This window comes from Rhodoferax sp. AJA081-3, from assembly GCF_017798165.1.
Classification (GTDB): Bacteria; Pseudomonadota; Gammaproteobacteria; order Burkholderiales; family Burkholderiaceae_C; genus Allorhodoferax.
This window is the reverse complement of record NZ_CP059068.1, coordinates 75,732-89,207: the sequence shown is the minus strand read 5'-3', so window position 1 is coordinate 89,207 and position 13,476 is coordinate 75,732. Positions and strand designations below refer to the sequence as shown.

General features: G+C 62.4%; 11 protein-coding genes and 2 pseudogenes. 10 read left to right on the top strand and 3 right to left on the bottom strand.

What is annotated here, in order from left to right; all coding sequences use genetic code 11:
• Complete coding sequence (locus tag HZ993_RS00490; protein WP_209395327.1) at positions 1-972, top strand: ABC transporter ATP-binding protein; 972 nt, start codon at positions 1-3, stop codon at positions 970-972.
• Entirely contained in the window at positions 969-1,973 is a 1,005-nt protein-coding gene (locus HZ993_RS00485) for an ABC transporter ATP-binding protein (RefSeq protein WP_209395326.1), read from the top strand. Before HZ993_RS00490 ends, HZ993_RS00485 begins: the two co-directional genes overlap by 4 nt.
• On the opposite strand, the gene HZ993_RS00480 is transcribed toward HZ993_RS00485, so the two are convergent.
• Complete coding sequence (locus HZ993_RS00480; protein ID WP_209395325.1) at positions 1,970-3,193, bottom strand: M20 aminoacylase family protein; 1,224 nt, start codon at positions 3,191-3,193, stop codon at positions 1,970-1,972. The genes HZ993_RS00485 and HZ993_RS00480 overlap by 4 nt on opposite strands.
• Positions 3,194-3,504: 311 nt before the next feature.
• Between HZ993_RS00480 and HZ993_RS00475 the strand changes: the two genes are divergently transcribed.
• Both HZ993_RS00475 and mutL (HZ993_RS00470) read left to right on the top strand, forming a co-directional pair.
• Positions 3,505-4,182, top strand: coding sequence for a hypothetical protein (locus HZ993_RS00475; RefSeq protein ID WP_209395324.1), 678 nt, complete (start codon positions 3,505-3,507; stop codon positions 4,180-4,182).
• Between the two features lie 43 nt (positions 4,183-4,225).
• Positions 4,226-5,548: pseudogene (mutL, locus tag HZ993_RS00470) on the top strand (DNA mismatch repair endonuclease MutL); the annotation flags it as partial.
• A 33-nt stretch (positions 5,549-5,581) separates the two neighbouring features.
• Here mutL (HZ993_RS00470) and HZ993_RS00465 read toward each other — a convergent pair.
• Positions 5,582-6,559 (bottom strand): IS110 family transposase, encoded by a 978-nt coding sequence (locus HZ993_RS00465; RefSeq protein WP_209395322.1) that lies wholly within the window; start codon positions 6,557-6,559, stop codon positions 5,582-5,584.
• Positions 6,560-6,885: 326 nt separating this feature from the next.
• On the opposite strand from HZ993_RS00465, the pseudogene mutL (HZ993_RS00460) reads away from it, so the two are divergent.
• From mutL (HZ993_RS00460) to miaA, 6 genes and pseudogenes are all read left to right on the top strand, one after another.
• A pseudogene (mutL, locus tag HZ993_RS00460) lies at positions 6,886-7,503 on the top strand (DNA mismatch repair protein MutL); the annotation flags it as partial.
• A 71-nt stretch (positions 7,504-7,574) separates the two neighbouring features.
• Positions 7,575-8,468: a DMT family transporter gene (locus HZ993_RS00455; protein WP_209395321.1), complete on the top strand. Its 894-nt coding sequence runs from the start codon at positions 7,575-7,577 to the stop codon at positions 8,466-8,468.
• Between the two features lie 39 nt (positions 8,469-8,507).
• Complete coding sequence (locus HZ993_RS00450) at positions 8,508-8,783, top strand: cell envelope biogenesis protein TolA (protein ID WP_209395320.1); 276 nt, start codon at positions 8,508-8,510, stop codon at positions 8,781-8,783.
• Positions 8,784-8,868: 85 nt separating this feature from the next.
• Positions 8,869-10,290, top strand: coding sequence for an MATE family efflux transporter (locus HZ993_RS00445; RefSeq protein ID WP_209395319.1), 1,422 nt, complete (start codon positions 8,869-8,871; stop codon positions 10,288-10,290).
• Positions 10,265-11,485 carry a multidrug effflux MFS transporter gene (locus HZ993_RS00440; protein ID WP_209395318.1) on the top strand — a complete coding sequence of 407 codons (1,221 nt, stop codon included), beginning with the start codon at positions 10,265-10,267 and terminating at the stop codon, positions 11,483-11,485. Before HZ993_RS00445 ends, HZ993_RS00440 begins: the two co-directional genes overlap by 26 nt.
• Positions 11,472-12,458 carry a tRNA (adenosine(37)-N6)-dimethylallyltransferase MiaA gene (gene miaA / locus HZ993_RS00435; RefSeq protein WP_209395317.1) on the top strand — a complete coding sequence of 329 codons (987 nt, stop codon included), beginning with the start codon at positions 11,472-11,474 and terminating at the stop codon, positions 12,456-12,458. The genes HZ993_RS00440 and miaA overlap by 14 nt, the downstream gene beginning before the upstream one ends.
• Before the next feature lie 2 nt (positions 12,459-12,460).
• Here the strand turns inward: miaA and HZ993_RS00430 are convergent, their stop codons facing one another.
• On the bottom strand, positions 12,461-13,435 hold the full coding sequence (locus tag HZ993_RS00430) for a tripartite tricarboxylate transporter substrate binding protein (protein WP_209395316.1): 975 nt from the start codon (positions 13,433-13,435) through the stop codon (positions 12,461-12,463).
• Positions 13,436-13,476 lie beyond the last annotated feature (41 nt).

Below are 13,476 nucleotides of genomic sequence, written 5' to 3'. Positions count from 1 at the left end.
ATGAGCTTGCTTCAAGTAAAAAATCTGGTGGTGGAGTTTCCATCACGCAAGGGCACCCTGCGTGCCCTGGACGACATTTCTTTTGACATCGCGCCCGGCGAAATCCTGGGCGTAGTGGGTGAATCCGGTGCCGGCAAGTCCCTCACGGGCGCCGCGATCATCGGCCTGCTGGAACCACCGGGCCGCGTGGGCAGCGGAGAAATCCTGCTGGAAGGCCAGCGCATCGACAACCTGCCCTACGCGCAAATGCGCGCCATACGCGGCCGCAAGATCGGTGCCATTTTCCAGGACCCGCTAACGTCGTTGAACCCCCTGTACTCCGTGGGGCGGCAGCTGATCGAAACCATCACCACCCACCTGCCACTGAATGCCAGCCAGGCACGTGCACGTGCCATTGAGCTGCTGAAAGACACCGGTATCCCCGCGGCCGAACAGCGCATTGACCACTACCCCCACCAGTTCTCCGGTGGCATGCGCCAGCGTGTGGTGATCGCCCTGGCACTGGCTGCAGAGCCCAAACTCATCGTCGCCGATGAGCCGACCACGGCACTGGATGTGTCCATCCAGGCGCAGATCATTACCTTGCTCAAGACCATCTGCAAGGAGCGCGGCGCCGCAGTGATGCTGATCACCCACGACATGGGTGTCATCGCCGAGACCTGTGACCGTGTGGCCGTGATGTACGCGGGGCGTATTGCCGAAATTGGACCTGTGCACGATGTGATCAACCAACCGTCGCACCCCTACACCGCCGGCCTGATGGCCTGTATTCCCGACATGAGCCAAGACCGCGAAAACCTCCACCAGATTGATGGTGCCATGCCCCGACTCAACGCAATCCCACAAGGCTGCGCATTTAACCCGCGTTGCACCAAGACCATTGCCAAGTGCGGTGTGCAGCGCCCCGACTTGTTGAAGGCCGGCAACACCGACGCCGCCTGCTGGTTGCACGAAGCAGGGGGTGCCGCATGAGCATCACTACGCAACCTTTGGTCCGCGCAACGGACCTGGCCAAAACCTTTGACGTGTCTGCCCCCTGGCTCAACCGCGTCATCGAGCGCAAGACCAAGATGCTGCTCAAAGCCGTCAATGGTGTGAGCTTTGACATCGAACGCGGCAAGACCTTGGCCCTGGTCGGCGAGTCCGGCTGTGGCAAAAGCACCGTGGCGCGCTTGCTGGTAGGCCTGTACGAGCCCACGCGGGGCGGTTTTCAGTTCGACGGTGAAGACGCACACGCAGCCTTCAAAACGGCGGAAGGCCGCAAGTTGCGCCGGCGCGTGCAAATGGTGTTCCAAGACCCCTATGCAAGCCTGAACCCCCGTTGGACCGTGGGCGACATCATTGCCGAGCCGCTGCGCGAACATGAAATCCTGTCGGACACGGCCGAAATCGACCAACGCGTGGGTGAGTTGCTGCAGTCGGTGGGCCTGTCTGCATTGGACCGCGTGAAGTTTCCCCACCAGTTCTCGGGCGGGCAGCGGCAGCGTATTTCCATCGCACGGGCCTTGGCCACCCAGCCGGAATTCCTGGTCTGTGACGAGCCCACATCCGCGCTGGACGTCAGTGTGCAGGCCCAGGTTCTCAACATCATGAAAGACCTGCAGCGCAAGCACGGTCTCACCTACCTTTTCATATCCCACAACCTCGCGGTGGTGCGCCATGTGAGTGACCAGGTGGGCGTGATGTATTTGGGTGGGCTGGTGGAACTGGCGGACAAACACACCCTGTTTGACACCCCGCGCCACCCATACACACGCATGCTGCTGGACGCCATCCCCAAGATGCACGACACCGGCAAGGCACGCACGGCCGTGGCCGGTGAGGTACCCAACCCACTCAACCCGCCCACGGGTTGTGCCTTTCACCCCCGCTGCCCCCATGCCAACACCCGTTGCAGCAACGAAAAGCCGGAGATGCTGGCGCAAGCGGGCGTGCGTGTGGCCTGCCACGCGGTGCAAGAGGGGCGCATTTAGGGCATGGATTGCTCCACCAGGCCGGCATACAAGGCCGCGCCCAGTGGCAAAACATCGTCATTGAAGTCGTAACGGGTGTTGTGCAACAGGCAACTGCCAACCCCGTTCTCGGCGCCCTGCCCCAGGCGCATATAAGCGCCAGGCTTGACCTGCAGCATGAAGGAAAAGTCTTCTGAGCCCATGCTGGGCTCCAGGTCACGCACCACATGGTCGGGGCCTACCAAGCTCTCCGCCACATCCCCGGCAAAACGCGTCTCTTCCGCCGAGTTGATGGTGGCCGGGTAAATGCGTTCGTAATGCACAGTGGCTGTGGCGCCAAAACCCAGTGCCACCGCACTGCACAGCTCGTTGAGCCGGCGCTCCACCAGATCCTGCACCGCGGGGTTGAAGGTGCGCACCGTGCCGACCAGGGTCGCCTTGCCGGGCACCACACTCATGGCACCCAGGTCACCGGCCTGCATAGCGCAGATGCTGATGACGGCACTTTCGGTAGCACGCACGTTGCGCGAAACGATGCTCTGGATGGCCGTGATGATGTGGGCAGCGACCACAACGGGGTCAATCGTCTGGTAAGGGTGGGCGCCATGCCCGCCCCGGCCAGAAATCTCTATCGTGACGCGGTCCGCAGATGCCATCATCGGGCCGCTGGTTAGACCCACGGTACCGGGGCGCATGGCCGGCCAGTTGTGCATGCTGTAGACGGCCTGCACCGGAAAACGCTCAAACAGGCCGTCCTGGATCATGACCCGCGCGCCCGCGTACCCCTCTTCACCCGGCTGAAATATCAGCACGGCTGTGCCATCGAAGTTGCGGGTTTCGGCCAGGTAACGTGCCGCGCCCACCAGCATGGCGGTATGGCCGTCGTGGCCGCAACCGTGCATCAGACCCGGCTTGGAGGACTTCCACGCAAAGTCGTTGAGCTCGGTCATGGGCAGGGCGTCCATGTCGGCCCGCAGGCCCAGCATGCGGGTGCTGTTGCCGCCACGCCCTTTGATCGTGGCGACCAGGCCTGTCTTGCCAATGCCGGTATGGACGGCATCCACACCACACACCTGCAAGGCCTCTTTGACCCGCGCCGCCGTGTAAACCTCTTCAAACCCCAGCTCGGGATGGGCGTGCAGGTCGCGCCGAAAGGCGGTGAGCTCGGGGTGGAACTGGGAGATCTGGGCAAAGGCCCGGCCATTGGCCCTCAAGGTTGGAACTGCCTGCGAACCCATCATCTGCACCCTCCTGCGGCGGCCATGCGCCACGGCATGCCCATCCAATATGTCGAAACTCTGAATACAGCACGCTTATCCGCGTACTGGGACCTGCTTGAACACAAAAAACAACAGCTCACCCCGTATTCACACGGTTGAACAGTGGTTCAGGGGTGGCGGCCGCGGTCTAGGGGTCCAATAAACCCTAAGATACACCCGAAGCGGCCAAGGGGAGTACAGACGGGCAATTTCGCTGGGTAACAACACTCTGCGTATAAGCCTGCAGGCATACAAAAAGCCACGGCTAGAATCCGACCAACTTGCTCAACACCATGTTCTCATTCCTACGCTCCAAAAAGAAAAAGGCATCGGCAGAGATTGCTGCGGCCGCAGAGGCCCATGCCAAACGCATGGATCTTGAAGAGCGCAAGGCGTTCCGCCAGGAAATGCTGTACCAGTCCATACGCGAGAGCTTTCTGGCCATGGAGGTCATTGGCAGCATGTACAAGTTCAAGGTCATGCCGGTCGATGTGCGCCACCACCGCTTCATTGCAATGATTGATGTCGCCAAGTCCTTCGTCACCGGCAAGGACGCCAAGACCAAGAGTTTTGCGGCACTTGAGAAACTGATGCGCTCCAATGCCTACAAGCGTTTTGGGGTTTTGATCGAGGGTATTTATTGGCGGGTCAGCGAGACCGAAAGCCAGTTTGACCGCCTGTCGCGCACCGCCGATGGTGCCGAGTCCGTGGTCGATGGCACCCCCGCCGCAAGCATGGTGCGCCAACGCCCTGTTACCCCCACCATGGACCAGGCCAACGGCGAACAGCCTTTGGCCCGCCACGCCTACCAGCCCGTATCCGACGACGAGGCCAAGGCCTTTATGGAAGCCCTGCAAAATGGCCTGACACCACCCGTGGTGCGTGTGGGTGAGTGGGAGTACCAGTCAGACCTGGCCCCGCTGGACAGCGGCATCATGATCGGTGGCACACAGTACGGCAAGCTGCAGTAACACGCACGCCCCTCGTTCACCGGCGCGCCCCTAAAATGGCCCGGTGAACGCCCCACTCCCCTCCCTTTCCTCCCGCCGCCCCATCCGTGAACTGTCCGACGAGCTGATCAGCCAGATCGCCGCCGGTGAAGTGGTTGAACGCCCCGCATCGGTCGTGCGCGAACTGGTCGACAACGCGCTGGATGCCGGCGCCACGCAGATCACCGTGCGCCTGCTCGCCGGTGGCGTGCGCCTGATCAGCGTGGAAGACGATGGCATGGGCATCTTGCCCGAAGAGTTGCCCCTGGCCTTCAGGCGCCACGCCACCAGCAAGATCGGCAACCTGCAGGATCTGGAATCGGTGGCCACCATGGGATTCCGCGGCGAAGCCCTGGCCGCTATCAACTCCATAGCAGACTGTGCAATATTTTCGAGGGCTAGCGGCCAATCTGCCGCATACCTGCTGGACGGCCGCACCGGTGAACTCAAACCCGTGGCGCGCAGCCAGGGCACTACGGTCGAAGTCAAAGAACTGTTCTACAGCACCCCGGCGCGCCGCAAATTTTTGAAGACCGACGCCACCGAGCTGTCGCACTGCATCGAATCCGTGCGCCGACACGCCCTGGCCCGCCCCGATGTGGGTTTTGCCATCTGGCACGAAGGCAAGCTGGTGGAGCAATGGCGCCGCTGCGAAGACCCGTCACTGGCCACCAGCCTGAACCAGCGCCTGGCGGACGTGCTGGGTGCAGACTTCATAGCACAGTCGATTGCCGTGGACTGGCGGCCGGCCAGTGCAGCGCGTGCGCAAGGCGAGCCGTCGTCCGAAGAATCCAACCAGGGCGCCAGTGCCCTGCGCGTGTGGGGCCGCGTAGGCATCCCCGACGCCGCCCGCTCCCGCGCCGACCAGCAGTTTTGTTACGTGAACGGCCGCTTTGTACGCGACAAGGTGCTGACCCACGCCGCCCGCAGCGCATACGAAGACGTGTTGCACGGCCACCGCCAGCCCATCTACGCGCTCTACCTGTCCATGGACCCGGCGCGCGTGGATGTGAACGTGCATCCCACCAAGATCGAGGTGCGCTTTCGGGACAGTCGCGAGGTACACCAGGGCGTGCGCCACGCGGTGGAAGACACGTTGGCAGCACCGCGTGCCGGCAGCGCCGGCGCTGCAGACAGCTCGGGAGCACCCGACGCAGCGTTGAATGCTGCAAGTGGCCTCTCACCAGAGGGCTTTAAGCCAAATCGGGGTGTAGCCCCCATGTACTCTGCCCAACCCGCTATAAATTTCGGAGCAAGACCCGAACCGATTGGTCACCGCGTCAGCGACATCAGCGCCCTATGGCAACCCAGCGCTAGCGCCATTCCCCAGGGTGGCTGGGCGGCAGAGGGTTATGCGCAGGTAAAGACACCGTTGTGAAAGTCAAGCGCCCATCGGCTTCAAATGGTGAGGATTGAAGGGTTTGCCCGACTTCAGCACGCCGTAGGCAATTGCCAGCAACTTGTGCATGCATGCCTCCACGATGACCTTGCCCGGTTTGTTCTGCGCCTTCAAGCGCTGCCAGAACGCCGCTATCAGCGGGTTGTACTTGCCCGCCACCATGGCTGGGTAATACAACGCACTCTTGAGTGCCCTGTTTCCTTGGGGGTGTGTTCCCTTGTGTTTATTCAAGGATGTTCCAGACTGGCGGATCAGCGGCGCCAAGCTGGCATAGGCAATCAGGGCTTTGACACTCTTGAAGCGCTCAGGCCTGCCAATGTAGGCCAGCAACTTAGGAATTGTCTTGTCTCCCAGGCCGGGGATCGATTCCAGAAGACCCCGGCGCTGCTTCAGATCCGGGTCGTCGTCGATGGTCTTGCGGATCTGCTCTCGCACCGCCTGGATTGATTCTTCCAATCCAAGCATCACATCCCGGATGGACTGCTGGACCGAGGCATGCGCCACATCCAGGCGGTTGCTCTCACCCTGGAGCATCTCCTGTAGCGTATCCAGGCGCAGCACCAGGGCTTGCAGGGTGCGTACGCCTACAGACGGGGCCTCCCACAACTCGGGAGCCGTCAGCCGGCAAAACCGGGCCAGGCACTTCGCATCCCCCTCGTCAGTCTTGTTTCGCACCCCATCGGCTTCAATGAAGCGTTTGACCAGGAGCGGGTTGACCACCGATACTGCCACACCGTGGTCAAACAGGAACAGCGCCAGTGCTTCGTGGTACGCGCCGGTGGCTTCCATGCATACCTGTACTGCCTCGCCTGGCGGGATATGGGTCTGTATCCATTGCAGCAGGTGTTGGAAGCCCGACACATCGTTGGCAAACACTTTGCTGCGGTATTTACCATCCACCCTGAGCAAGGCAGCATCAAGCTTGGCCTTGCTGACATCGATTCCTACGCTCCAGATCATTGCCATCTCCCTTCAGATGCAAGTCTCAGCGCCGTATCCGACATGCACACCCTGATATGCGGGGTCACCGCTGGCCGCATACAAACAAAATGATCCGGCCAGCGGCGCCCCAAGACACCGTTCGAGCTTCTGCGTCGAATCCGGGCAGCGCCCCAGTCTTTACCTCGGGTTTGGCTTCCCAAGGAGGAGCACGGGGTCGTCCGCTCGGGCTCCCTTTAGCGCAACGAGAGCGGATTGAACAATATCAGGAGGAGCCCGCACAGCGGGCGGGGGACACGGAGCAAAACCCTCTGCCGCCCAGCCACCCAGCGAGTGAAACAGAAGCCCAAGACTGGCCCCTGGGCAAAGCGATAGCCCAGTTGCAAGGCATCTACATCCTCGCCGAAAACAAACAAGGCCTGGTGATCGTAGACATGCACGCCGCCCACGAACGCATCGTCTACGAGCGGCTGAAGAACCAGTTGGCCCAACAAACCGCAGAAGGCGCCAGCACCACAGTAGCCCAACTCACCAGCCAACCCCTGCTGATCCCCGCCACCTTCGCAGCCACCCCCAGCGAAGTCGCCACCGCCGAAGCCCACTTCACCACACTGCAAACCTTGGGCCTGGAAATCAGCCCCTTCTCCCCCAAGACCCTTGCCGTGCGCGCCGTACCCACCACCTTGGCGAAAGGCGATGCAGTCGAACTGGCCCGCAGCGTACTGGCCGAACTGGCCCAACACGAGGCCAGCACCGTCATCCAGCGCGCACAAAACGAACTGCTGGCCACCATGGCCTGCCACGGCGCCGTGCGTGCCAACCGCAAGCTGACCATCGAAGAAATGAACGCCCTCCTGCGCCAGATGGAAGCCACCGAACGCAGCGACCAGTGCAACCACGGACGCCCCACCTGGCGCCAGCTCAGCATCCGCGAGCTGGACGCCCTCTTCCTGCGCGGCCGATAAGCCCACAGGCTACTGCGGCAAGACACCCAGGCGACCGATAAACGGCGCGCCACGGTCACAATCGTTTCACTTTGCAAACCAAACACTTCGCCCAACTGGTAGGTCTCTCCGCGTTGTGGGGCGCCTCGTTCATGCTGATCCGCATTGCCGCCCCGCTGCTGGGGCCCAATGTGCTGGCCGCGCTGCGCATCGGCATGGCCACACTCACGCTGGCCGTGCTGATGCGCGCCATGCGCCACAGCTGGCCCACTGAACATTGGCGCGAGCTGGCCCTTATCGGCCTGCTGTCGGTAGCCGCACCATTCCTGCTCTTCGCCTGGGCCGCCTTGAAGCTGCCTGCGGGCTATAGCGCACTGCTGAACTCCACCGCGGTGATGTTCGGCATCTTTGCCTCGGCCCTGTTCAAGGAAGACCGGCTGACGCTGCGCAAACTCTTTGGTTGTGTCCTCGGCTTCTCGGGCGTCGGGCTGATCGTCGGCCTGGGCCCGGTGGAACCGTCGGTGGGCGTGTATGTGGCCGCACTGGCCTGTGTGACGGCTTCGGCCTGTTACGGCTTTTCCACCCCGCTGATGAAGCGGGCCCTCTCCCGCATGCAGCCGCTGCAGATTGCGGCTGGCTTACACGCCCTGTCCTTTGTGATGCTGATACCCGGTGCCGCGTGGACCTGGAGCGCAGCCCAGTTCACACCCATGGCCCTGCTGGCCGTGGTCATCATGGGGGTGGTCACATCGGGCATCGCCTACTGGATGCATATCCGTATCTTGGCCCACGTATCGTCGGTGGCGGCCATGAGCCCCACCTTCATGATCCCGGTGTTTGGCGTCATCTGGGGCCATGTGTTCCTGGGTGAGGCCTTGAGCACGGGCATTTTTGCGGGTGGAGCCCTGGTACTTGTCGCCAGCGCGCTGATCACCGGGTTTAACCCATGGCAAAAGTGGCTGGACGTGGCCGACACCAAGTTATAGTGGGGTGTAATCCACACGCTTTGAAAGGCTATTGACACCATGCGCAAGATCCTCGCCACCCTGATCGCCGGTTTGTTCGCTACCGGCGCGTTTGCTGCTTCACACGGGGGCGCCATGAACGCAGCCTCGGCTCCCGCTGCAGCCAAACCAGCCGCACCCGCAGTAGCCGCAACCCCTGCTGTCGCCGCCGCGCCCGCCGTGGCCGCCACACCCGCAGCGGCGGCATCCACACCCGCCAAAGCCACCAAGAAAAAGAGCAAGAAGAAAGGCACAAAAGCCAAGAAGGCCAAGGCAGCCGCTTCAGCACCCAAGTAAGCAGGTTCGCCCAAGCACCAAGGCCCGCCCCGCGCGGGCCTTTTGCATTTCTGGGCTAGGGGCCGCCCCGTAGAATGGCAGGCCCATGCCCATCCCCCCAGACCCGATAAGCGCCACTACACGCGGCGCACGCATCACCACCGAAATCTCCGCCCTGTGGCAACTGGCATGGCCGATTCTGGTGGGGCAACTGGCGAATGTGGGCATGGCGGTGGCCGATGTGGCCATGGCGGGCCATGCGTCCGCACAAGACCTGGCCGGTGTGGCGCTGGGCTCGTCCATCTGGATGATTGTGGTGGTGACACTGATGGGCATCATGATGTCGGTCAACCCCACGGTGGCGCACTATGTGGGCGCCGGAGAATTTAACCGCGTGCCCCATGTTGTGCGCCAAGGTTTGTGGAAAGGCCTGGGCGTGGGCCTGATCGCTTTTGTGCTGGCCAATGTGGCGGCCCTGGTTTTTGACCACATGGCGCTGGAGCCCGTGGTGCGCGACATTGCCACGCGGTTTGTGCTGGTGGCCAGTTTTGCGCTGCCGGCCTTCGCCTGTTACCGCGTCTTGTATGGCTACAGCGCCAGCCTGAACCAGACCAAACCCATGATGGCGATTGCCATCGTCGCCCTGTTGCTCAATTGCCTGCTGAACTGGGTGCTGATCTACGGCCACTGGGGCTTCCCCAAGCTGGGCGGTGTGGGCTGTGCTTGGGCCACCATGCTGTGCACCTGGTTCAACCTGCTGGGGTTGATGTGGTGGATGCAGCGCAGCCCGGCCTACCGCAGCACATGGCCGTTTGACCGTTTCGAATGGCCGCACCGGCAAAAGGTGCAGAGCCTGCTCAAGCTGGGCCTGCCGATTGGCGTGACCTATTTCGCCGAGAGCAGTGCCTTCAGTTTGATTGCGCTGCTGGTGGCGCACTTTGGCAGCACCCAGGTGGCGGCCCACCAGATCGCGCTGAACTTCTCTTCGCTGGTATTTATGTTGCCACTGAGCCTGGGCATCGCTTTACTGAGCCGTGTGGGCCACGCGCTGGGTGCGGGTGATGCCGAGGCCGCGCGTTTTCGCTCGGCCGTGGGCGTCGCCTTGTCGGTGGGCTTGGCCGCCGTGACGGCCGCGCTGATGGCGCTCTTCAGCCACCAGATTGCCGCGCTGTATACGACCGACGCAACCGTGGCCCAAATCGCGGCCGGTCTGCTGTTTCTGGCCGCGTTGTTCCAGATATCCGATGCGGCCCAGGTGTCCACCAGCTGTGCCATCCGCGGCTACAAGGTCACACGTTCACCCATGGTCATCCACCTGACGGCCTTCTGGATCTTCGCATTGCCGCTGGGTTGTGTGCTGGGCCTGGCGCCCGAATGGCTGCCGTGGCGCCCCGCTGTGGCCATGCAGGCTCAAGGCTTCTGGATTGCGTTGGTCGTGGGCTTGACTGTGGCCGCAGGCTGCCTGGGGTTCTTGCTGCACCATGTGGCCAATCGACACATTGATGAGTCTGCCCGTGCCGTCCACTAGTTCCCTCACCCGCATGCCGCCGGCACTGATTGTGCTGACGCTGGCCCTGCTGCTGGGCATACAGCCTATCACCACCGACCTGTACCTGCCCGCCCTGCCGGGGCTGACGCAGGAGCTGGGGGCCAGCATGGTCCAGGCCCAGCTGACGCTGACCGCATTACTGCTGGCCTTTGGTGTGTCGCAGTTGTTCTGGGGGCCGCTGTCGGACCGATTTGGCCGGCGGCCCGTGTTGCTGATCGGCATGTCGGCCTATGTGCTGGCCTCGTTGGGCAGTGCGTTCTCGCCCAGCATGGATGTACTCATCGTATGGCGCGCACTACAGGGCGCGGCCATGGGTGCCGCGGTGATGTGCGCCCGCGCCATCGTGCGCGACCTGTACACGCCGGTGCAGGGCGCCAGCGTGATGTCCAAGGGCCTGAGCGGCCTGGGGGTCATCGCCTGCCTGAGTGCGCCGCTGGGCGGGCTGCTGACGGCACTGTTCAACTGGCATGCGGCGCTGTTGGCGTTATCGGTGTTTGGCGCCGTCACGCTGGCGCTGATCGCATTGCGTTTTGAAGAAACCGTACCCGTCAAAAACCCTCAAGCGCTCCAGTTTGGCACGCTGATGCGCACCTGGCTGGTCATTCTGCGCAACCCCACCTTCCTGGCGTTTACGGCCTTGTCTACCTTTGCCTACAGCGGCTTATTTACCTTTCTGGCGTCGTCGTCCTTTGTGTTCATCCGTGTGCTGGGCTTGAGCACCACTGAGTACGGCTTGGTGATGTTTGCCAACTCTTTTATCTACCTGCTGGGCACCTTTTTGTGCCGGCGCCTGCTGCTGCGTTTTGGCGTGCGCCGTGCCGTGGCCATTGCCGGTGCATTGACATTGACTGGGGGCGGCACGGTGGCCGTGTTGGCGTTTGCCGGTGTCCAGTCGGTGTGGGCGATTGAGATACCGTTTGCACTGTTTATGCTGGCCCACGGCATCCACAACCCCTGCGGGCAAAGCGGTGCAGTCGGGCCTTTCCCACAGGCGGCCGGTGCCGCGTCAGCACTGAATGGATTCATCGCCATGGTCAGCGCCTTTGCCACCGGCCAGTGGCTGGGTGCACACATGGATGGCACAACCGGCCCGTTGGTCATGGGCATTCTGTTCTGGAGCGTGCTGATCGCACTGAGCGCGTGGACACTGGTGCAGCGTTATGGCAAACACTGAGGCACTACCCTTTTACCTATGCCTGGCCGGTCCCACGGCCTCGGGCAAAACCGCGGCTGCACTGGCGATTGCACAAGAACATGCCTGCGAGATCATCAGCGTGGACTCGGCCCTCGTCTACCGCGGCATGGACATTGGCACGGCCAAGCCCAGCGCAGCCGAGCTGGCCCAGGTGCCCCACCACCTGATCGATATCCGCGACCCGCTACAGGCCTACAGCGCTGCCGAATTTGTGCGCGATGCAAGTCAGCTGATCGTTGACATCAGCGCGCGCGGCAAGCTGCCGCTGCTGGTCGGCGGCACTATGTTGTATTTCAAAGCACTATTCGACGGCATGGACGACATGCCCGCAGCCGACCCCGCCATACGCGCCGTGCTGGAACAGGAAGCAGCAGAGAAGGGCTGGCCCGCCATGCATGCCGAGTTGGCCCGCGTCGACCCGGTGACGGCTCAACGCTTGGCGCCCATGGACAGCCAGCGCATCCAGCGTGCGCTGGAGGTGTACCGCGTATCGGGGCTACCCTTGTCGCACTTCCATTCCGCCAAAGACACTATCAAATCAATAGAAGAGTCAGATTCGACGGGGGCTAGAGGCCTCATTTCCTTGGAACCGCTGGACAGAAGCTGGTTGCATGGTCGTATTGCCCAGCGTTTTGACACCATGCTGGAACAGGGATTAGTGGACGAAGTGCGAACCCTGCGCGCACGTGGCGACCTGAACCCCGACCTGCCGTCGATGCGCTGCGTGGGTTACCGCCAGGCCTGGGAAGCTTTGGATGCGTATGAAGCATCAGGCGCTGCTGGGCCTCTGCCAACTGCTGTGCTCCGCGAGCTGGGCATCATCGCTACCCGCCAGTTGGCCAAGCGCCAGATAACTTGGCTGCGATCTATGCCGCAGCGGCAGGTGGTTGCGACTGATCAGGCTGGGGCCCTGGATGCAGTGCTGCAAAAAGTACGTCTGCTAGCCAACTGAGATCAGTCTACTTTGGCACCCGTCGCCTTGACCACCCCCTGGTACTTGGCCATCTCACTCTTCATCAAAGCGCCAAACTGTTCCGGCGTGCTGGGCACCGGCTCCGCCAACAGGCTGGCAAAACGGCTCTGCGCTTCAGGCGTATTCAGCGCGGCAACAAAGGCTGCATTCAGCTTGGCGATCACTTCCTTGGGTGTACCAGCCGGTGCCACCAACCCCCACCAGGTGTCAATCGCAAACCCCTTCAAGGTATCGGCCACCGGTGGCACATCAGGCAGCGCGGACGAACGCGTGGGCGTGGTCACGGCCAGAGCCTTGAGCTTGCCGGATTTGATGCCCGGTGCCGCAGTCGCCAGGTTGTCAAAATTGAAGTCCACCTGACCACTCTGCAGTGCAAACTGCGCCGGGTTGCCGCCGTTGTACGGAATGTGCAGCGCAAAGATGCCGGCCTGGGCCTTGAACATCTCGCCCGCCAGATGGCCGGCGCTGCCATTGCCGCCGCTGCCGTAGTTCAGCTTGGCGGGGTTGGCCTTGGCGTAGGCGATCAGGTCTTTGACCGTGTTGATCTTCAGGCGCTGGGCGGTCTCGGCATTGACCACCAGCACATTTGGCACGCGCACCATCTGGGTGATGGGGGCAAAGTCAGTAGCGGCGTTGTAGGGCATCTTGGCGTACAGCCAGGGGTTGACCGCGTGGGTAGCCGTGGCGGCAATACCAATGGTCAGGCCATCGGGTGCGCTCTTGGCCACCATGTCGGCTCCGATGTTGCCGCCCGCACCCGGCTTGTTGTCGATGATGACGGTGCCCAGGCTGTCTTTGACACGCTCAGCCAGCACCCGCGCGGTCACGTCAATCGGGCCACCGGCCGCATATGGCACGACCAGCCGAATCTGCCGGCCCTGCGCCCAAGCGCCGCTGAAGGTGGAGAGCAGCGCTGCGGAGGTCAGCGCGGTGGTGAGTAGGGTTCTGCGGTGCATGGTCATCACAACATTGTGCCTCCACTATCATGGCCCATTCC